Annotated in this window: 20 protein-coding genes; 11 read left to right on the forward strand and 9 right to left on the reverse strand. The window is 52.8% G+C overall.

Annotated features, from left to right (window positions below; translation table 11 throughout):
• Positions 1-53: 53 nt before the first annotated feature.
• Entirely contained in the window at positions 54-1,709 is a 1,656-nt protein-coding gene (locus ACT3T6_RS14080) for a methyl-accepting chemotaxis protein (protein ID WP_172118780.1), read from the forward strand.
• On the opposite strand, the gene rarD is transcribed toward ACT3T6_RS14080, so the two are convergent.
• Entirely contained in the window at positions 1,695-2,588 is an 894-nt protein-coding gene (gene rarD, locus ACT3T6_RS14085; RefSeq protein WP_193054599.1) for an EamA family transporter RarD, read from the reverse strand. The two genes, ACT3T6_RS14080 and rarD, sit on opposite strands and share 15 nt — an antisense overlap.
• Positions 2,589-2,659: 71 nt before the next feature.
• On the opposite strand from rarD, the gene ACT3T6_RS14090 reads away from it, so the two are divergent.
• Positions 2,660-3,475 carry an amidohydrolase gene (locus ACT3T6_RS14090; RefSeq protein ID WP_172118778.1) on the forward strand — a complete coding sequence of 272 codons (816 nt, stop codon included), beginning with the start codon at positions 2,660-2,662 and terminating at the stop codon, positions 3,473-3,475.
• Positions 3,475-4,179, forward strand: coding sequence for a pseudouridine synthase (locus ACT3T6_RS14095; protein ID WP_193054598.1), 705 nt, complete (start codon positions 3,475-3,477; stop codon positions 4,177-4,179). The genes ACT3T6_RS14090 and ACT3T6_RS14095 overlap by 1 nt, the downstream gene beginning before the upstream one ends.
• Before the next feature lie 120 nt (positions 4,180-4,299).
• Here ACT3T6_RS14095 and ACT3T6_RS14100 read toward each other — a convergent pair whose 3' ends face one another.
• The 6 genes from ACT3T6_RS14100 to gloB are packed head-to-tail and all read right to left on the reverse strand — an operon-like array spanning position 4,300 to position 12,035.
• A complete protein-coding gene (locus tag ACT3T6_RS14100) occupies positions 4,300-5,892 on the reverse strand; it encodes an ABC transporter ATP-binding protein (RefSeq protein WP_264298673.1) in 1,593 nt (530 codons plus the stop codon).
• The gene (locus ACT3T6_RS14105; RefSeq protein WP_193054596.1) at positions 5,885-6,958 is read right to left on the reverse strand and encodes an ABC transporter permease; all 1,074 of its coding nucleotides are present in this window, start codon (positions 6,956-6,958) and stop codon (positions 5,885-5,887) included. Before ACT3T6_RS14105 ends, ACT3T6_RS14100 begins: the two co-directional genes overlap by 8 nt.
• Before the next feature lie 2 nt (positions 6,959-6,960).
• Complete coding sequence (locus ACT3T6_RS14110; protein ID WP_193054595.1) at positions 6,961-8,034, reverse strand: microcin C ABC transporter permease YejB; 1,074 nt, start codon at positions 8,032-8,034, stop codon at positions 6,961-6,963.
• Positions 8,035-8,066: 32 nt separating this feature from the next.
• On the reverse strand, positions 8,067-9,992 hold the full coding sequence (locus ACT3T6_RS14115) for an extracellular solute-binding protein (RefSeq protein WP_193054594.1): 1,926 nt from the start codon (positions 9,990-9,992) through the stop codon (positions 8,067-8,069).
• A 33-nt stretch (positions 9,993-10,025) separates the two neighbouring features.
• On the reverse strand, positions 10,026-11,237 hold the full coding sequence (locus tag ACT3T6_RS14120) for a transglycosylase SLT domain-containing protein (RefSeq protein ID WP_193054593.1): 1,212 nt from the start codon (positions 11,235-11,237) through the stop codon (positions 10,026-10,028).
• 30 nt (positions 11,238-11,267) lie between these two features.
• Positions 11,268-12,035, reverse strand: a complete 768-nt coding sequence (gene gloB / locus ACT3T6_RS14125; RefSeq protein WP_193054592.1) for a hydroxyacylglutathione hydrolase — start codon at positions 12,033-12,035, stop codon at positions 11,268-11,270.
• A 111-nt stretch (positions 12,036-12,146) separates the two neighbouring features.
• Here gloB and ACT3T6_RS14130 point away from each other — a divergent pair, with 111 nt between their 5' ends.
• Genes ACT3T6_RS14130 through nudC form a run of 4 tightly spaced genes read left to right on the forward strand, consistent with a single transcriptional unit; the run spans position 12,147 to position 14,937 of the window.
• Positions 12,147-12,923, forward strand: coding sequence for a class I SAM-dependent methyltransferase (locus ACT3T6_RS14130; RefSeq protein WP_172118771.1), 777 nt, complete (start codon positions 12,147-12,149; stop codon positions 12,921-12,923).
• 22 nt (positions 12,924-12,945) lie between these two features.
• The gene (gene rnhA / locus ACT3T6_RS14135; RefSeq protein WP_406565437.1) at positions 12,946-13,425 is read left to right on the forward strand and encodes a ribonuclease HI; all 480 of its coding nucleotides are present in this window, start codon (positions 12,946-12,948) and stop codon (positions 13,423-13,425) included.
• Positions 13,425-14,162, forward strand: coding sequence for a DNA polymerase III subunit epsilon (gene dnaQ / locus ACT3T6_RS14140; RefSeq protein ID WP_172118769.1), 738 nt, complete (start codon positions 13,425-13,427; stop codon positions 14,160-14,162). The genes rnhA and dnaQ overlap by 1 nt, the downstream gene beginning before the upstream one ends.
• Positions 14,155-14,937 (forward strand): NAD(+) diphosphatase, encoded by a 783-nt coding sequence (gene nudC, locus ACT3T6_RS14145; RefSeq protein ID WP_172118768.1) that lies wholly within the window; start codon positions 14,155-14,157, stop codon positions 14,935-14,937. The genes dnaQ and nudC overlap by 8 nt, the downstream gene beginning before the upstream one ends.
• Positions 14,938-14,976: 39 nt before the next feature.
• Here nudC and ACT3T6_RS14150 read toward each other — a convergent pair whose 3' ends face one another.
• A complete protein-coding gene (locus ACT3T6_RS14150; protein ID WP_172118767.1) occupies positions 14,977-15,285 on the reverse strand; it encodes an SCP2 sterol-binding domain-containing protein in 309 nt (102 codons plus the stop codon).
• Between the two features lie 146 nt (positions 15,286-15,431).
• Here ACT3T6_RS14150 and sohB point away from each other — a divergent pair, with 146 nt between their 5' ends.
• Positions 15,432-16,475, forward strand: a complete 1,044-nt coding sequence (sohB, locus tag ACT3T6_RS14155) for a protease SohB (RefSeq protein ID WP_193054591.1) — start codon at positions 15,432-15,434, stop codon at positions 16,473-16,475.
• Between the two features lie 21 nt (positions 16,476-16,496).
• On the opposite strand, the gene ACT3T6_RS14160 is transcribed toward sohB, so the two are convergent.
• Complete coding sequence (locus ACT3T6_RS14160) at positions 16,497-16,817, reverse strand: ArsR/SmtB family transcription factor (RefSeq protein ID WP_087111368.1); 321 nt, start codon at positions 16,815-16,817, stop codon at positions 16,497-16,499.
• Positions 16,818-17,116: 299 nt separating this feature from the next.
• Here ACT3T6_RS14160 and ACT3T6_RS14165 point away from each other — a divergent pair, with 299 nt between their 5' ends.
• The 3 genes from ACT3T6_RS14165 (at position 17,117) to ACT3T6_RS14175 (ending at position 20,724) form a co-directional block, all read left to right on the forward strand.
• Positions 17,117-19,030: a propionyl-CoA synthetase gene (locus ACT3T6_RS14165; RefSeq protein WP_193054590.1), complete on the forward strand. Its 1,914-nt coding sequence runs from the start codon at positions 17,117-17,119 to the stop codon at positions 19,028-19,030.
• Positions 19,031-19,167: 137 nt separating this feature from the next.
• A complete protein-coding gene (locus tag ACT3T6_RS14170) occupies positions 19,168-19,836 on the forward strand; it encodes a 7-cyano-7-deazaguanine/7-aminomethyl-7-deazaguanine transporter (RefSeq protein ID WP_172118764.1) in 669 nt (222 codons plus the stop codon).
• Between the two features lie 81 nt (positions 19,837-19,917).
• Positions 19,918-20,724, forward strand: coding sequence for an alpha/beta fold hydrolase (locus ACT3T6_RS14175; protein ID WP_193054589.1), 807 nt, complete (start codon positions 19,918-19,920; stop codon positions 20,722-20,724).
• Positions 20,725-20,748: the final 24 nt, after the last annotated feature.

Genomic DNA, 20,748 nt, shown 5'->3' on the forward strand with positions numbered 1-20,748 from the left:
CAAAAACGCCGACAAACGCAGCTCGATAACCTTAATTACAAAAGAGTCCCACTATGCGTCTACTTCGTGTGCTGACACCATTGATATTGCTCGGATTATCGGTTTGGTTGGTTGCCCAAGCGGGTACCTTTAAATACCTGGCACTTATTTGCGCCGCGTTAGCGGGGGCGGGGCTGGTCGCTAATGCACTGCTCAGTGTTTTTATGGCCGACCAGCAGCGTCTTGCCCAGCCTGTTCGTGGGCCAAAACCGCTCAAGGATTACGCGTCGCTTCGTGCGATGGCGTATCGCTTAATGAAACGGGCAAGCAAAACGGCCATTGCTTCGGCAGAGGTCTCTCACTATGCCGATCTTATGGACCAACGTCTTATCAGGCAGGAGGCGATGGCGCATGAAGCATCCTCAAGCATGAACGAAATCAATACCGCTATTTTGCAAGTAAGTACGAGCGCGACTCACGTGGCCACATTGGCAGAAAAGGCGCGCGATGCCAGCCATCAGAATCATGACGAGCTGACGGATATTGTCAGCGATATGAGCCATGTGGCCGAGCGCTCAGATCAGGCGTTAGAAATGTTGACTGCGCTTAATGACAAAATAGAGAGGGTGCGCAATGTCACCGAAATGATTGAAGGCATTGCCGAGCAAACCCATTTGTTATCACTTAATGCGTCGATTGAAGCGGCCCGGGCGGGTGAGCATGGCAGTGGGTTTGCCGTGGTGGCCGAAGAGGTACGGAGCTTGGCGCTTAAGACCTCAACCGCGACGCAGAACGTAGAAACGCTGGTTAAGGATATGCATCAAAGCGGCCAGGGAGTTGTCTCTACGATGGGCGCGATAATGGTGCGTATTCGAGAGCGCTCCGAAGGGCTGCAACAGGTAGGCAAGCGTCTGGCCACCATTACCCAAGAGTTTGATCAGGTTCAGCATGAGACCACAAGCGTCGCCACCGCCATGGAGAGCACCAAAACCCATAGTCAGACCGTTGCCGAGAGTCTACGTCAATTAGAGAGAGACGTAGATGAAGGTAATCACAATATGCATGATTTGGCTGCGCAGGCGCGTTCGTTAATGGAAGCGGCTGAAGGGGTGGATGGTGAGCTGGCTCAGCAGCGCCTTCAGGGGCGGCATCAACAGGTGTTTAAAGCGGCTCGCCAAACGGCTGACCGCATTGGCAAGCTATTGGAAAAGGCCATTTCCCGCGGAGAACTCGTAGAATCAGCCCTTTTTCAGCCAGATTATCAGGCACTTCCGGACACTCGGCCAACGCTCTATCGCACAGGGTTCGACAACTTTACCGATCAATATTTACCAAGCGTGCAAGAGCCTCTGCTGACGGAATATAGCTTGAGCTATGCGATTGCCTGTAATCGTGATGGCTATGTGCCTACTCACAATGAGGCGGTTAGCCGACAGCCTACGGGCGATATGGAGCATGATTTAAAGTACTGCCGCAGCAAGCGTATTTTTGATGACGCGACGGGAAGTCGGTGTGGTGCTCATCAACACCCATTATTGCTTCAAACCTATAAACGCGATACGGGCGAGATCATGCATGACCTATCGGTACCGATTTTTATCCATGGCAAACACTGGGGTGGTTTCCGGGTTGGCTATCAGCCAGAGGGGGTAGAAGAGGCGAGCTCTGCCCTGACATTATCGCATTCAGGGCAAGAAGCGTTAGCGGATAGCGGTCTAGTGCGGGCGTGATTGCCAGGATGACCAGGAATAGAGCGCAAGCCCAAACCAGATCATAATAAAAGTGGCAAGCTGTATGGTACCCAGCGGTTCACCAAAAATGGTTAAGGCGATCAAAAACTGAATTGTAGGGTTGATGTACATCAAAAAGCCCAACGTCGAGAGCCGTAAGCGTCGAGCCGCACCCGCGAAAGCCATCAGCGGTAAAGCGGTTATTACGCCGCTTACCGCCAGTAAAACACTCGTTGGTACATCAATCATGAAGTGTGAATTACCCTGCCAGCTAAGCCATGTCAGGGCGAGCAGTGCCAGTGGGAACAGCAGGAGGGTTTCTACAAACAGTCCCGATAAACCGTCCAGTGGCACCTGCTTTCGAAAAAGCCCGTAGCTACCAAAGCTGAGTGCTAGCATCAGGCTGATCCAGGGCAGTTCACCCAGCAGTGCAAATTGGATGGCAATGGCCACGCCTGCAAGGCCTAACGCCACTAGCTGAAGACGTGCCATCACTTCACGCAGCACCAGCACGCCCAGTGCCACGTTAACGAGTGGCGTTAAAAAATAGCCAAGGCTTGCTTGCAACACCTGATTACTTTCCACCGCGTAAATATAAAGCCCCCAATTGAAGCCGATTAACACGGCGCAAATCAGCACACGGCCTAAACGGCGAGGCTGGCTCAACGCCGTTATCACCGGGGACCAACGGCTTAACATCGTGATGAGTACCACAAGAAAAACACACGACCACACTATTCGGTGGATAAGAATTTCAAACGCTGGAATACCGTCAAACAGCGCGAAAAAAAGCGGGAAACACCCCCACATTATATAGGCTGCTAACCCAAATGTGACGCCTTTGATGGCCTGTGGATCACGCGCTGGAGGGGAAAGCATAGCAGCCTCATTATTTAAAAATGCTAATCTACCACATAATTGCGAAAACATACTGGCAAAGGAGACGTGACATGAGTCAGCTAAGAACGAGCCTGGTACAGTGCGATTTGCGCTGGGAAGACCCACAGGCCAACCATGATCATTTAGTCCGTTTGCTGGGCGATCTGGACAGCCGTGACACCGATCTCATCGTATTACCCGAGATGTTTGCAACGGGTTTTACCATGAACTCGCGCGAAATGGCCCAGCCCATGGCGCAAAGTCAAAGCGTCGCCTGGCTGCAAGCGCAAGCTAAAGCGCGTAACTGTGTTATCACCGGGAGTGTGGCCATCGTTGATGACGGCCAGTATTACAACCGTATGATATGGGCCACGCCCGAGGGTGATATCCGCCATTACGATAAACGCCACTTGTTTCGTATGGCGGGCGAGCATGAACGCTATGGTATGGGCAGCCAGCGTGAAATAGTCGAGCTCAAGGGGTTTAAGCTACTGTTAAGCGTTTGCTACGACCTGCGTTTTCCTGTTTGGTTGCGTCAACAGCCAGCAGCGCAAGAGCACTTCGAGTATGATGCGCTACTGTGTGTTGCCAACTGGCCAGCACCGCGTCGGCAGCCTTGGCGAACGCTGCTCCAGGCTCGGGCGGTGGAAAACCTTGCGTATGTCGTGGGGGTTAACCGCGTTGGTGAAGATGCCAAGGGCCTTGCTTACAGCGGCGACTCCATGCTGGTCGATTTCAAGGGCGAACCGCTCATCGACCACTCTGAAAATACGCCGTTTATTGAAACGGGGACGCTTGATAAAACGGAGTTAAATGCTTTTCGTGAAAAATTTCCTGCCTGGCAAGATGCCGACCATTTTTCGTTACTGCCAGGAGTGGGCCAATAATGCGCCTTGATCGATTTTTAAGTGAAACCACACCGCTAACGCGTAGTTTGGCAAAACGAGCGCTTAAAAATGGCGAAGTAACGCTTAATGGTGAGCCTATTAAGCAGTCGGCCACCCAGATTGATACCGAGCAGGATGAGGTGCAATTCAACGGCGAAACGCTTTCGCTGGTCGGGCTTCGCTATTTAATCATGCACAAGCCAACGGATGTTGAGTGCACTGCCAGGCGCGGGCTGTATCCACGGGTAATTGATTTGATTGATTTGCCCAAAGTAGAGCGTCTTCAACCAGTAGGGCGGCTGGATGTTGATACCACTGGCCTTTTACTGATGACTGATGATGGCCAGTGGTCTCATCGTGTTACTTCACCGCGCCATCGTTGCGCCAAGGTCTATATCGCCGACTTGGCTGAGCCTATGGAAGGCAACGATGCGGAGTGGGCAATCAATCAGGTAGCCCAGGGCATTCTGCTGGATGATGAAGAGACACCAACGCAGCCTGCGTTACTACGGTTTATAACGCCTCTACAAGCGGAACTTACCCTGACTGAAGGGCGCTATCACCAGGTTAAGCGTATGTTTGCCGCGCTGGGTAACCATGTTAATGCGCTGCACCGTCAATCTATTGGTGATGTTGTATTAACGGATGATTTGGGCCCCGGGGAGTGGCGCGAGTTAACGCAGGAAGAAATCGACAGCTTCTAAATTCAGCCGCTAAGCGCACTTGGCCAAACGGCAGTAGGTCAAGTGCGTATTCAATACTCGGCTTATACCGTTACCTTGCTTCTTTAAACAACGCCTCTGCTTACATTTTTCAAAGAAACGCTAGGCAGAAAAACGTGGCAAATGGGCGGCGGCAATCAGCGATTGAGTATATGCATGCTGAGGCGAGGACAGCACGTCAAGGCAGGGGCCCTGTTCGACCACTTCACCATCCTTTAGCACCATAATACGGTGCGCCATGGCACGTACTACGGCTAAGTCGTGGCTAATAAATAGATAGCTAAGCTGACGACGTTCCTGTAACTGACGAAGTAGCGTCACAAGCTGCTTTTGTACGGTACGGTCCAGCGCTGAGGTAGGCTCGTCCAACACTAGAAGTTCAGGCTCTAAAATAATGGCTCGGGCCACGGCTATTCGCTGGCGCTGTCCGCCGGAGAACTCATGGGGATAGCGTGCCGCACAGCCTTCAGGTAAACCCACCTCAAGCAGCGTTTGTTGCACACGGCGGGTAACTTCATCGAGTGAAAGCGCGGGATAGTGAAAACGTAGCCCCTCACTCACGATATCAAACACCGGCATACGCGGTGAAAGCGCACCGTATGGGTCCTGAAATACCATTTGTAATCGATGACGCTGGTGCCGTAGCGCATTGCCCGTAAGCTGGCTCAAGGTAGCATCACCTAAGATAACGTCTCCCTGACTTTGCACCAGGCGCATAATCGCGGATGCCAGCGTCGTTTTACCTGAGCCTGACTCGCCGACAATGCCCAACGTTTCACCGGGCGAAATACTCAAGTCGGTTGCTTTAAGCGCTTCAAAGGGGGGAGGCTGGCGTTTGAATAGCCCTGTTTTGGGTCGCTTAAAACTAACGCTTAGCTGGCGAGCGGTTAATAAGGGCGCCGTATTGGCAGGCGCTGCCGGGCGGCCTTCAGGCTCCGCTGCTAACAGTGCTTTGGTGTAATCACTTTGTGGGTTTTGAAAAACCTCTTCAACTGGCCCCATTTCCTGAATCTTACCGCGATACATCACACAAACCCGCTCGGCATAGCGGCTTACAAGATTCAAGTCGTGGCTGATAAACAACATGCCCATGCCATGCTGATCGCGAAGCTCTTTTAAAAGGCCGAGTATGTCTTGCTGGACGGTGACATCCAGCGCGGTCGTCGGCTCATCGGCGATTAGTAGTGTTGGGTTATTGGCAATGGCCATGGCAATCATGACGCGCTGACGCTGACCACCGGAGAGTTGATGAGGCCAGGCATCCAACAGCTCATCAACGCGGGGCAGTTTCACTTGTTCAAGCAGTTCTCTGGCCCGCGCTCGCGCCGCTTGCCCACTTAACCCTTGATGCAGGCGCAGGGTTTCCCCAATTTGCTTACTGATACGGTGTAAAGGGTTGAGTGATGTCATGGGTTCTTGAAATACAAACCCTACGCGGTTGCCACGCACGCTGTTCCAATCGCGCTTGCCAAGTTGATTGAGGTCAGTCTCCTCTAGCCAGCGCTCACCGCTTATCATGGCATTGCGGGGTAAAAGGTTAATAGCCCCTAGTGCTGAAACGGACTTGCCCGAGCCGGATTCACCCACAATCGCCAGCGTTTCGCCTGCATTGACCGTTAATGAAAGCGCATCTACCACTACATTATCATCAAAGGCAATCGTGAAATCCGTTAGCCGAAGTAGTGGTTTAGGCATGTTGGGTGTCCTGCGCAGGCGTTTGGCGCTGATTAATGTGGCGTGGGTCGAAGGCATCGCGCAGCCCTTCACCAATAAAGACAAGCAAGGAGAGCATCACGGCAAGCGTCATGAAGGCGGTAATACCCAGCCATGGCGCGTGCAGATTATTTTTACCCTGAGCGGCAAGCTCCCCCAGGGATGGGGAACCTGGCGGCAGGCCAAAGCCCAAAAAGTCGAGCGCTGTTAACGTACCAATCGCCCCGGTAAACAGAAAGGGGATAAACGTTAGGGTAGCCACCATGGCATTCGGCAGGACATGGCGCCACATAATCAGCCGAGACGGCAATCCCATGGCTTTTGCTGCGCGTACGTATTCCAAATTGCGTGCTCGTAAAAACTCGGCCCGCACAATATCGACCAGGCCTAGCCATGAAAACAGCAGCATAATGCCCAGCAGCCACCAAAAACCGGGTTGAACGAAGCTTGCTAAAATAATCAGCAAAAACAGCACCGGTAGCCCCGACCATATTTCAGTGACCCGTTGGCCTACAAGGTCCACCTTGCCGCCAAAATACCCCTGCACACCGCCCGCTAGAACGCCTAACGCCAGCGAGCCTGTCGTAAGCACTAACGCAAAAAAGACAGAGAGCCGAAAACCGTAGATCACGCGGGCCAGCACATCGCGCCCTTGGTCATCCGTGCCCAGCCAGTGGCGGCTATCCGGGGGGGCTGGTGAGGGTTGTTGCATCTGCATGTCCAGCGTTTGATAGGAGAACGGAATAAGCGGCCATATGGCCCAGCCGTTGTCGCTAATTTGCTGTTGAATAAACGGGTCCAAATAGTCAGTACGGGTGGGAAGAAAGCCCCCGAAATCTGTTTCCGGATAATCCACCAGTAAAGGTGTATACCACTGCCCGTCGTAGTTCAGAATAAGCGGCTTGTCATTGGCAATCAGCTCGGCAAACAGGCTGATAATGAACAGCACGCCAAACAACCAAAGCGATATCCGCGCGCGACGATTTGCTTTAAAGGCGGCTAAACGGCGCTGCGTAATGGGGGATAGCCGTGATGTAAAACCGCTCATTTTCACGACTCCCTCGTTGCAAAGTCGATGCGTGGATCCACCCACACGTAGGTCAAATCGGATATCAGCTTTAGCACAAGCCCGATGACCGTGTACAAAAACAGGGTGCCGAAGATGACCGGATAATCCCGCTGCATAACGGCTTCAAATCCTAGAAGGCCCAGCCCATCAAGCGAGAAAATCACCTCAATCAGCAGGGCGCCGGTAAAGAAAATCCCAATCATCGCGGCCGGCAATCCCGCAATAATGATGAGCATGGCGTTACGAAAAACATGACCGTACAAAATGCGCTGTTCGTTAGCACCTTTGGCGCGAGCGGTGAGCACGTACTGTTTATGAATTTCGTCTAAAAAGCTGTTCTTGGTCAGCATGGTAAGGGTGGCAAAGCTGCCGATAGCGGCCGCTGTGACGGGCAACGTGATATGCCAGAAGTAGTCTTTTACTTTGCCGCCTAGCGAAAGGTCCGCAAAATCTGGAGAGGTTAGCCCTCTGAGGGGAAACCAGTCCCAATAGGTGCCGCCCGCAAACAGCACAATCAACAGGATGGCGAATAGAAAGCCCGGTATCGCATAGCCGACAACCACCAGCCCTGAGGTCCACACATCAAAACGTGAGCCGTGGCGCAAGGCTTTACGAATACCTAGTGGAATGGAAATCACATAGACCAGCAGGGTGGTCCATAAGCCCAGAGAAATGGATACCGGCAGGCGCTCAATTATCAGTTCGATCACCGGGCGGTCGCGAAAAAAACTGGTCCCGAAGTCGAGCGTAAGATAATCGGTCATCATGCCGATAAAGCGTTCATGGGCTGGCTTGTCGAACCCAAACTGCTGTTCCAGCTGTTCGATAAAGCGGGGGTCAATACCCCGTGCGCCCCGCGAATCATCGCTTACTTGAACATCTGCTCCGCCCATGTCTAAACGTGTGCTGGCCATGGCGTTGGCGCCTTCAAAACGCGCTAGCATCTGATCAATGGGGCCGCCGGGCGCGGCTTGAACGATCATGAAGTTAAGCAGCATGATGCCGAGTAGCGTCGGTATCATCAGTAGCAGTCGGCGTAGGGTGTAACGTGCCACAGAGTGCACTCCAGTCGTTATTATTTAGCCCTTCAGCGACGCCGGTGACGGCGCTGTAATTCTGCTTCACGGTCGGTATCGACCCACCAGGCATCTAAATCCATTGCGTATTCCGGGAAAGGCTCTTGATAGCCGAACTTGTCCCATACTGCAATACGCGTTTCGCCGGAGTGATAGTGGGGGATGGTGTAAAAACCCCAGCGCAGCACCCGGTCGAGCGCGCGCGTCGCTGTATCCAGTTTCTCCCGGCTCTCTGCGCTAATAATGTCCTCGATTAATGCATCCACTGCCGGGTGAGCAAGCGCCATTCGGTTACGGCTTTGCGGCGCTTTGGCGGCCTCACTACTCCAGAAGTCGCGCTGTTCGTTACCGGGGTTATTGGATTGGGGGAAATGGCTGATCACAATATCGTAATCGTAACTACGCTGGCGATTAAGATATTGGTTAATGTCCACGATCCGCATGGTGGTCTGTACACCGAGACGCGCCATATTGCGCAGCATAGGCTGTACCACACGCTCAAGACTCGCATCGTAAAGCAGCACTTCTAACTGTAAGGGCTTGCCTGTTTCAGTATGAACCAGTACGCCGTCTTCCACCTGGTAGCCCGCTTCGTTCAGCAATTCGAGCGCCCGGCGTAAGCGTTCGCGCAGGTCCGTCGGCTGGTCGATAGGGAGTGCATCGGTAAATATTCGCTCAGAGCGATGAGAGGCTAAAAGCTCCTCTCGATAAGGCTCAAGCAGGGCGAGTTCTTCCTCTGACGGCAGGCCATCAGCTTGCATCTCTGAGTTCTGGAAATAACTTTCGGTACGCTGATAGGCGTTATAAAAAATATTGGTATTCAGCCAGGGAAAGTCGAACGCCAGGCTGAGCGCTTCGCGTACGCGCGGGTCCTGGAACTTCTCCTTACGAAGATTGAATACGAATGCCTGCATGAGCGAAGGATTTACATCAGGCACCGTGATGCGTTTCACCAACCCTTCGCGATACGCCGGGAAATCGTAGCCAATGGCCCAGGTCGCCGCACGGGCATCGGTCCTGAAGTCGGTTAAGCCCGCCTTGAATGCCTCCCAGGCAATATCCCTGTCTCGGTAATAGTCGTAAACCACACGATCAATATTGTAGCGGCCGACATTAACAGGCAGGTCTTTACCCCAGTAGTCGTCGTCCCGCTGATATACGATGCGCCGGCCTGGGTCGACGTCACTGATGCGATAAGGGCCGGAGCCTGGGTGTGCTGTCAGTGTCGGGGCGGCAAAGTCACGGGGTTCCCAGTAGTGGCGGGGGAGGATCGGTAACTGTGTGACGATTAATGGTAATTCACGAGACTCCGTACTGCTAAATTCGAAGCGAACCTGGTGTTCATTTAGCGCAATGGCGTTATCAACATCGGCATAGTAACTGGCGTAAAAAGGATTACCCTCTTCACGCAGCAGGTTAAAGGAGAACACCACATCGTACGCGGTTACCGGCTCGCCATCTTGAAAACGTGCTTCGGGGCGGAGGTCAAACTCAATCCACTCCCGGTCAGGGTCCAAGCGGACGCCTTCCGCCAGTAATCCATACACGCTGAAGGGTTCGACTGGATTGCTGGTCATTAACGTATCGTATATCTGGCCTACGCCGGTGGCCGGCGTGCCACGAATGATAAAGGGGTTGGTGGAATCAAAGCTGCTGCCCACGGCGGTGTGGGTGATGGTGCCGCCCTTGGGAGCCAGTGGATTAACATGAGGGAAATAGGCAAAGTCGGCAGGTAACTCAGGGCTATCGTAAAGTGACAGCCCATGCACCGTTTGAATCGATGTATTGTTGCTTGCGACGCTATCTGCAGGCGTTAGGCTATTGCCAGCCATGATCTGCGGTTGAGGTTCAGCCTCTGTCGGTTCTGCAAAGGCTGACATACTCATGATGAGGCAGCTAACGATTAGCAGCGTCTTTACAAACACACCACGTGGCATTGGTTACGTCCCATGTGAGCAGATCTTGTCAACTCATTGCCCTGAAAGTGTCAGGAGTTGGCCTGGTTGTAAAGCATTAGGTCGATCAAGCGCATTCCAGCGTATCAAGTCATTTTGGTTAACCTGGTAGCGGCTGGCAATGGCGGATAGATTGTCTCCACGTTCAACACGATGAACGTTGGGCGCTTGTGTCGAGGCAAGTTCGCTAGACGTGGTTTGCGAAAGCTGAGCTAATACCTGTGTATCGGCTTCCTCAGGTACTAAAAGCGTTTGTACATTGCGGGGGTCGATGCTGCCGTTAAGCAGCCCAGGGTTTAGCTCGGCTAGCGCTGATTGGCTGACATCTAAAAGCTGTGAGGCTTGAGCGATACTTAAGGGTTGCTCCAGTTTTACTTTGGCAAAGGCTGGGTCCATGTGAATGTCTGGCAGGCTAATATCAAAGCGTTCCGGATCATTAATGATGGTCGCGATCGCTTTTAGTTTGGGAATGTACTGCATGGTTTCATGCGGTAACGATAGATCCCAATAGTCACCCGCCAGCCCCTGATTTTGTGCCTTGCGTAGAGCGCGATTAACGGTGCCCGCTCCGGCGTTGTAAGCCGCCAACGAAAGCATGATGCCGCCCTCGTACCACTGATCCGCCTGCATCTCAAGGTAATCAAGCGCCGCTGCGGTGGAAGTGAGTACGTCCAGGCGCCCGTCATAATTGCCGTTACGAACCAGACCCAACGCATCACCTGTGTTGGGCATGAACTGCCAGAGCCCCGCTGCGCCACGATGGCTGCGCGCACTGGGGTCGAAGGAGCTTTCGACAAACGGAATCAAGGCGATTTCGCCGGGTAGGCCGCGATCACTCACTTGTTGAGTGATCCAGGCAAGCCAGGGCGTGGCGCGCTCAGTAATTGTGGCTATGTTTTCGGGGCTGGCGCGATAATATTCGATCCACTCATCCACGCGGGCCTGAGCGCTGGGGGGCAGTGTTAGCTCCTGCCACTGAAACGTTTGACGCAGCGCTGTCCAGGCATCCTGATGCTGAAGCTCTAGGTCTTCCCAAAAACTGGTGTGGAAAGAAGTCGAAGCCGCCTGCGTTGAAGGCGTGTGCTCTGTGTAGGAAGTAGCACTATTAGAAGGGCTATATGAGAGTGCTGAGGCTTGTGAGTTAGCGGCAGCGGCCAATAACAAGCCCATAATTACCGTACTGCCAGCGCTTAATACCAAGCGCTGTCGCATCGTTCGATAGGTCATAGTTTAATTCATTTGGTTTCTGGAGCGTTCTTAAAATCGGTTCTTCCACTCACGTAGAGTGGCGAACGTCGCGAGGTCGTTGTCATTAGCTCCCTGTTCTCCTGCCGCTTGGCGTACGCTTTGCGTACCGACGCGCAGGTAGGGATTAATTTTCAGCTCGCGTCCTATTGTGCTGGGTAAGGTGGGGCGATTTAATGCCCGAGCCTTTTCACACTCACTTAAGGCATAAGTCACATCGTCATTCTCTGGGTCAGCTGCGTGGGCAAATACAAGATTCGCCTGTGTGTATTCATGAGCAGCAAAGACCAGTGTATCGGCAGGTAGTTCCGCGAGTTTGTTCAATGACGTGTGCATTTGTTCGGGTGTGCCTTCAAATAAACGGCCACAGCCTGCACAAAACAGCGTATCTCCACAAAACAGTAGTGCCGGAATACCCGGCGTATAAAAGCTAATGTGATCAAGCGTGTGCCCGGGGGTTGCCATGACATCAAATTGGCGTCCCATCACACGCACGGTGTCGCCGTCACCGACATGCTGATTAATACCCTGAATATCCGGATTCGCTGGACCAATGACATGGGGAGAGTAGCGCTTGATGAGCGTTGCCAAGCCTCCCGTATGATCATGGTGATGATGGGTAATCAGAATGGTGTCCAGCGTCAGCGACTCACGCTCTAACAGCTTGATGACAGGATCGGCCTCACCAGGGTCCACCACGCAAACGCTTTGACTGGTATCTTGTCTCAATAGCCAAATATAGTTGTCGCTAAGGGCGGGAATCGGTGTCACGCTCATCATGGGCGAGATCCTTTTAAGGGTTGCAAACCTGCTGTCATTACGCTGATAAGTACGTTGAAAAGACACATAGAAAGCGTTAAAAAGCCGTTACTTTGGAGGGAAGCGCTGTCCATGTCAAATTCGACAACGGCCGATAAGGCGATGACCAGCCGCTTGGTAAATAGCCAAGCCTACTGGAAAACGGATACTGGTCGATCACTGTGGGACGTGCAACGTGCTTGCCTAGGGCCCGTGGTTGAAAGCCGGGCGGGCAGGCATAGCCTGGAGATAAGCATGGGGCCTTCTTTGATGACCATGTCGTCGATACCGCACGCGGTCCGCTGGGTTCCAACGCTTGAGTTCGCCACCAGCCCATCAACGCTGGTTTGCCCACCTGACCGTTTGGCGTTGCCTGATCGTTGTATGGATGTAGTTATCATCCACCACTGGCTAGAGCAATTGGAAAACCCTCACCACACCCTACAAGAAGCGGCACGAGTGACGGCGGACAACGGAATGCTGGTGCTCTTTGGTTTTAATCCTCTGAGCGTTAAAGGCCTGGCACATCAGTGGCGTAAACGCCGGCCCGAATTCCCTTGGAACGGGCAGTGGCACAAGCTTGGGCGACTGCGTGACTGGCTAGCATTTGTCGATTTTGAGGTCGAACGCGTAGACTATTGCTGTTTTAGAGGCTTGCTGAATGCGTCTTGCCCCGAAGGGCGAGAGGCGCTGGGGCGTCGGCATAATTTGCCTTGGGGGGAAAGTTACATGATCCAGGCACATCGCCGCCAGCAGTCGGCTTACGTCAAACGCATTAAGTTTGCGCTACAACGCCCTGTTTCCTCTTCATCGCTCGGTGCTACACGCAGAGGTAAACCGGCGCATAACCAGTCTCATCAGGATACGTAGCGCCAATACCTGTTAATAAAGGATGGAAAGATTGAGTAATCAAGCGGCCGAGCAGCTACCGCAGGTCACGGTATATACCGATGGTGCATGTCGGGGAAATCCTGGCCCTGGCGGTTGGGGGGTGGTGCTGTCTAGCGGCGAGCATGAAAAGACCTTAAAAGGTTATGAAGCTGACACCACTAATAACCGGATGGAATTAATGGCTGCCATTATGGCGCTGCGCACGCTCAATAAGCCGTGTGAGATCGCGCTATGGACCGACTCTCAGTATGTTCGCCAAGGCATTACTCAGTGGATTCACAACTGGGTTAAACGCGGCTGGAAAACCGCCGCCAAGCAGCCAGTCAAGAACGCCGAGCTGTGGAAAGCGCTGCACGAAGAGACCCATCGACACAAGGTAGAGTGGCACTGGGTAAAAGGGCATAGCGGGCATCCAGGTAATGAGCGCGCTGATGCGCTCGCCAATGAAGCCATTGATGAGCACCAGCAGAGGAGAGCGTGATGCGCCAAATTATCATGGATACCGAAACGACCGGTATCGACCCCAAGGATGGCCATCGCATTGTAGAGATTGGCGCCGTTGAAATGGTGAATCGCCGTTTTACTGGGCGTACCTATCATCAATATATCAACCCTGAGCGGCATATCGACGCAGAAGTCGTGGCAATTCACGGCATTGACGATGAAAAGGTCGCAAACGAGCCAGTGTTTGCTCAAATAGCGGACGAGTTCTGGGCTTTTATCGAAGGCGCAGAGCTGGTTATTCATAATGCCCCCTTCGATGTGGGTTTTATGGATCATGAATTTGGCCGGTTAAATAAGCAGCGCAGTGGAGCGCCATTAGGTCCGGTGCGTGAGCACTGCCGCGTTCTGGATACGCTCACAATGGCCCGGGAGCTGCATCCAGGTCAGCGTAATAGCCTGGATGCCCTGTGTAAGCGTTATGACATTGATAACGGCCACCGTGTGCTCCACGGGGCGTTGCTCGACTCCGAGATTCTGGCCGACGTTTATCTGGCCATGACGGGAGGGCAAACGGCATTGACGCTGGATGCTGCCACGTCTTCAGAAGAGCAGCAGGCCGATTCGTCAAATGAAGGCCTATCGGTTCAGCGGCTAACGCTTACACCCGGTCAGTTGCGTGTCATCCGTCCAAGCGCACAAGAGCACGCCGCTCATCAGGCAAAATGCCAGGCACATAAGCTGAATTGGTTTGAGGAACGTGATCACAATGCTTAGGCGTGAGATTCCCCACCATGTACGTGAAGGGCGCGTTGTTCGTCTATCGCGCAGCCAACTGGCGCCAGCCCCTCTATCGGGCGACCAGGAGCTGACGCCGCTTCAGCCTTATCAACCTTGGACTGAACAAATGCAGCCGTTGTGTTACTGGAATGACGAGCCAGTAGCGCTATGGGTTGATAAAGAGCCGGGTGATGACTGGATTGATGGGCGCCAATGGATGGCGGATCTTCCCAGCGGGTGGTTTAGCTTGATTTCTACCGCGCTTCAGGTTGGCGCATGGCTTGAGAATCACCGTTTTTGCGGACGTTGTGGCGCTGCGGCCACGAGGCTTGAAGCTGAATTCGCCATGCACTGTAATGCGTGTGGGCATCGCAACTACCCACGTATTTCACCGTGTATTATCACTCTGGTCACCAGCGGTGAAGCGATGCTGTTAGCACGAAGCCCACGTTTCCCGCCAGGACGTTACTCGACCCTGGCAGGCTTTATTGAACCGGGTGAGTCAGCCGAAGAGGCTGTCCATCGTGAAGTGTTCGAGGAAGTGGGTGTACATGTTGATAAGCTGCGCTACCACCAAAGTCAGGCATGGCCATTCCCCCATTCACTGATGTTTGGTTTTTTTGCTGAAGCGACCACGCGGCGTATTAATATCGATGGGGTAGAGATTAGCGATGCGGCCTGGTTTTCGCCGCGGCAACTACCTTCGTTGCCGCCGCCGTACTCCATTTCACGTGAACTGATTGAAACGCATTTGGCTAAATGGCGTGAGTAAGCCACTAACACCCTGGCTTAAAAAGTTCACGGCGAGCGTTTAGTTGGGAAACAGGCTGGTGAGTTTGGTGGCCAGCATTACGTTGCCGGTTGCTTTTAACTTGCCAGTCATAAAGGCGGTCATGCCATTGATATCACCTGTCATAATACCCTTGAGGGTATCTGTGCCCATGCTCAAGCTGACCGAAGGATCATCATGTTCGCCTTCCTGAACATCCAGAGCGCGATCCTTGATAACAAGGTAGTGATCACCCGCATCTTCAAAGTGAAATTGAAATACTTCGTCCATACCCTCAGCCGCATCCGGATTAAAGCGTGCTTTCAACTTATCAAGCGTGCTGTTTGACATAACTATCTCTCCAAAGGCGGTAAAATATATAAATGGGTCATCAATGACCCGATGAATGTGAATGAGAGTATTTTAAACAATCGTTTAGTTCAAGCCGTGCGAACGGATATTGAACGATAGTGCTAAACCTTGGCAGGAGCGTATACGTGAGTGAATGGATAGCAGGAATGGGCACCTTTCTGGTGCAAGCGACGATGGTTGTTGGATTGCTGGGAGGCGTCGCCTTGCTGATCTTGCGCAGCAAAGCAACTCAAGAAAGTGATCTTCGGTTGCATATTGAGCCACTCAATGAGCAGCGTCAGTCGCGTAATCGCCGTCTTCGCATGGCTGCCACTGAGCAGGGCGCGCGTAAAAAGCTGCTTAAGGGGTTTCGCCAGGAAGACAAGAGTCGTCAAAAAACAGCGAAAAGCAAAGAGGCTACTCGATCAAAGAACAGAGTATGGGTGCTGGATTTTCACGGTGATATCAAAGCTTCTCAAACGGAGCTTTTCGCTCAGGAAGTATCGGCCATTATTGATGTCGCTGAGCCCAATGACGAAGTAGTGGTACGTTTGGAGTCTGCTGGGGGGCTTGTGCATGCCTATGGATTGGCTGCCGCACAACTGGATAGGCTGCAAAGCGCGGGCCTTACTACCACCGTGTGTGTCGATAAGGTGGCGGCCAGCGGCGGATATATGATGGCCTGTACGGCTCAGCATATTAAAGCTGCGCCGTTTGCGGTAATTGGCTCAATTGGTGTGGTCGCTCAGGTGCCGAACATTCACCGCCTTCTTAAACGTCATGATATTGACGTTGAGCTACTTACGGCGGGTAAGTACAAGCGCACGCTAACGGTGATTGGTGAGAATACCCAGGAAGGCCGTGAAAAATTTGTAGAAAACCTGGAAAATACTCATCGCCTGTTTAAGGACTACGTGAGTAGCCACCGCCCTGAAATGGATATCGATACTCTGGCAACAGGGGAAATTTGGTACGGCAGCGAAGCCGTTGCCAATCAGTTGATCGATAGTCTGGGCACCAGTGAGGCGTATCTGGTTGAACGAATGGCCGACGCCAATGTATACCATGTGCGCCTTGAAGCGCCGAAAACTATCAGCCGCAAAATAGGCTTGGCGGTCTCTGCGGGTGTAGAAAACGCCGCGCTAAAGGCTCTCAGCATGCTGGAGGCCTCCGGCTGGCAGCGTCGGTAGTCCCTAAAAACAGTGCGTTTTTTACGTTGTATAGTGCTGCGCCAGGGTGTCTAAAATTGCCTTGGCGCTGTCGCTACGCAAGGAGTAATAAATGGTTTGTGACTCACGTCGTGTATTGACCAGCTCATCCCTGCGTAAAATAGCCAGATGTTGCGAAAGCGCCGATTGGCTCAGTGAAAGCTGCTGATTAATTTGCGTGACCGAAAGCTCCTCCTCGGCCAGTAAGCAGAGTATTTGTAGGCGTTTTTCATTCGCCAAGGCTTTTAATAAATTCGTAGCGGATACAAGGTTTTGGCAGTTATTTTCGAGCAGACATGCAGCGGCGCTTGAGGACGCAGACATCATAATCTCCTTGCCTACACTGGACGGGAAGCGGTTATTTTTAGTGTTTATACATGCATTTTTATCAATTGTTATGCCATCGCCGCAGTGCAACGATGATTAATTTAATAATCGGTAATTTAGTGAGTTTTGTCCAAATCTTCATTTAACGGTTAATCAATGATAACGCTGGCTCTTTAACGTCTTCCCTGGCCCATTGTCCGTCTTTAGCCGATAGTATGAGGGTGAGTACGGCAATTACTTTATAGAGTAGAAGCTATTCAATGCTACTTCGATAATACAATAAAGACAGGGTCATTATGAGCCGCTACCAAGAATCCTACCTGCAAGCGAACAGTCAGCCCGAACACTTCTGGGCTGAGCAGGCCAAACGCCTGCCCTGGTTTACGCCACCTACACGGATTCTTACCTATGATGACCAGCAGCATGCTCGCTGGTTTAGCGATGGTGAGATCAACATCTGCTATGCCGCGCTCGACCACCATGTTGAGCAGGGCCGAGCGGAACAGCCAGCTATTTACTGGGATTCACCTGTAACGCATGCCAAGGCAACGCTAACCTACCGGCAACTGCGTGATCAGGTAGCCTACTTTGCCGGTGCGCTTTCCGAACTTGGCGTAAAAAAAGGGGATCGCGTGGTGATTTATATGCCCATGATTCCTGAAGCCTTGGTCGCGATGTACGCCTGTGCGCGGCTTGGGGCCGTCCATTCCGTCGTTTTTGGCGGTTTTGCGCCTCACGAGCTTGCGGCAAGAATCGAGGATGCTGAACCCAGCGTGGTGGTTGCTGCCTCCTGTGGTGTTGAGGTGGATAAGGTCATTCCCTATAAGCCAATCATTGACCAGGCGCTGGCATTAAGTACTCACCAGCCGAATGCCTGTGTGATTTATCAGCGTGACATAGCACCGGCTACCTTGGGCGATCGTGATTATAACTGGAAGGATTTAGTGGCCAGCGCCGCCTTTGCTGAATGTGTTCCCGTAAAAGGGACCGATCCCCTGTATATCTTGTACACCTCAGGCACGACGGGAAAACCCAAAGGTGTGGTACGAGATACTGGCGGTTATGCGGTGGCGCTTGAGTACTCGATGGAGGCAATTTACGCCCTGGAGCCAGGCGACGTATTTTTTACTGCCTCAGATGTGGGGTGGGTGGTGGGCCACTCCTATATCGTTTACGCCCCGCTACTGCGAGGCTGTACCAGCGTTGTTTATGAAGGCAAACCGGTCAATACACCCGATGCGGGTAGCTTCTGGCGCATTATTGAGGAATACAACGTCAAAAGCTTCTTTACCGCGCCCACGGCTTTTCGGGCAATTAAAAAAGCGGATCCGGATGCCGCGCTGTTTTCCCGGTACGATATCAGTAGCTTGAAGCATGTATTTGTAGCGGGTGAACGACTTGACCCGCCTACATTTCATTGGCTGGATGATCTATTGGATGTGCCGGTGATTGATCACTGGTGGCAAACCGAGACAGGCTGGCCGATTGCTGCTAACCAACCAGGCCTGGCAACCATGCCTATTAAAGCGGGGTCGGCGACCTTGCCGGTGCCTGGATTTAATGTACAGGTGTTATGCCGCGACGGCGAACCCGCAGCACCCATGGAGCAAGGGAGTGTGGTTATCAAGCAACCGATGCCGCCTGGGTGCCTGATGGGCATTTGGCATGACCCCCAGCGTTTTCATAGCGCTTATATGGCGGCGTTTCCGGGTTACTACTTAACCGGTGACGGCGGCTACCTCGATGAAGAGGGTTATCTGTTCATTATGGGGCGCACCGATGACGTGATCAATGTGGCAGGGCATCGGCTCTCCACCGGAGAAATGGAGGAGGTGGTGGGAGCGCATCCTGCGGTGGCCGAATGTGCGGTGATTGGCATCCACGATATGCTGAAAGGGCAAATCCCCCTTGGCTTGGTGATTCCCAAGGATGGATTTAACGGCGATGAAATGGCGCTTGAAAATGAGCTGATCGCGCGTGTCCGTGAGTATATTGGTCCTATCGCATGTTTTAAGCAGGTGCTGGTGGTCAACCGTTTACCGAAAACCCGCTCTGGAAAAATATTGCGAAAGCTATTGCGCACGATTGCAGATGGGAAGGCGTTTGGGGTCCCTTCCACCATTGATGACCCGGCAAGCCTGGAGGATGTGCGTATTGCCATGTGTGAACGCGCTATCGGCGATGCCGATAAAGCAACGCCGCGTGATTGAGTCAATTAAGTGCTGATAGGCAGGGTGGCGACTTTTAATGCAGTTAAGAACGCGTATAATGCGCGGCCAGCAGCGCTATGCGCTTTCTTATGAGGGTTCCCTAACCCCTCTTGGCTTGTAAAAAAAGGTCATTTTGCATGTTTGCACTAAGTGATACGCAGTACCGCCGTTGCCTCGTGGTAATGGTCGCCTTCCATATCGGCATTATTGCTGCCAGTAACTACCTTGTTCAGCTGCCGTTTACGCTCTTTGGGTTCCATACCACCTGGGGAGCGTTTAGTTTTCCGTTTATCTTTCTGGCCACTGACTTAACGGTCCGCCTTTTCGGCAAAAATGCTGCACGCGCCATTATCTTGCGCGTGATGTTGCCCGCTCTGGTCGTGTCGTATGTTGTGTCGGTAGTATTTCCGCGGGGCAGTTTTGCCGGGTTTGAAGCACTTGGTGAGTGGAATGTGTTTGTGGCGCGCATTGCGCTGGCAAGCTTTCTTGCGTATGTCATAGGGCAGTTACTGGACGTGCAGGTATTTGATCGCTTGCGCCAATTGGCCTGGTGGGTAGCGCCGGTATGCTCGACGGTGCTTGGCAATCTTGCTGACACTTATGCGTTCTTCTCCACCGCATTCTATAACAGCCCTGACGCCTTTATGGCCGCAAACTGGCTAGAAATTGCTGCGGTGGACTATGCCATAAAGCTCGCCATCAGCCTGCTGTTCTTTTTACCCTTGTACGGCTTGCTGCTTGCCTGGTTGACGCGCCGCTTGGTGGTTTGGACGGGGCATACCGACCTCTCTCCACGTACGGTTTAATAATGTACGGCTAATCGTTGTTGCTTAACAATGACGGCCTTGTTGACAATCACCTGATTAATCAACGCTTAGGGAGTTTACATGACTGATGCTGCCACGGTGGATCTTCACTATCTGGAAATGGAGAGTGAAGGAACTCCCGATGCGACACCGCTTGTGGTGATTCATGGCTTAATGGGTAGTGCCGACAACTGGCGCTCCCATTTGAAAGTCTGGCAGCGTTCGCGCCGCGTCATTGCCGTGGATTTACGTAACCATGGTCGTTCACCGCATAGCGATGATATGCGTTATGCCACAATGGCCCAGGACGTAATTGCACTGCTCGATAGTCTCTCTATTACTCAGGCGCATGTGCTTGGCCACTCCATGGGCGGTAAAGTTGCTATCAGCCTTGCAAGGATGGCGCCCCAGCGCGTAGTGACGTTGACAATAGGCGATATCGCCCCGGTCGTTTATCAGCATGGCCATGATGATATTTTTGCGGCCCTTAAGCGTGTTAGAGAAGGCCGGCCAAAAAATCGTCGTGAAGCCGATGAGCTGCTGGCTGAACACGTTGATTCGCGATCTACACGGCTATTTCTGGCGACCAACTTAGCGCGTACCGAAGAAGGCGAGTTGGGGCTGCGTATAGGCCTGGATGAGATTCAGCGAGGGTATGACGATATTATTGACTTGCCTGCGGGAGAAGCCCCTTACGAAGGCCCGACGTTCGTGCTTCGCGGCGCCCAGTCGCACTATGTGACGGACGATATGCTGCCTGCCTTGCGTGAGATGATGCCCCAGGCGCGCGTAGTAACGCTTAAAAACGCAGGTCACTGGCTTCACGCAGAGCAGCCTGAGGCGTTTCAGCAAGCCGTTGAGGCCTTTTTGGAACACCATGAGCGCTAGGCTGCTTGAAAACAGTGCCTGCAC

The sequence above is a fragment of the Halomonas sp. 72 genome (assembly GCF_052379785.1).
Taxonomy (GTDB): Bacteria; Pseudomonadota; Gammaproteobacteria; order Pseudomonadales; family Halomonadaceae; genus Vreelandella; species Vreelandella citrativorans.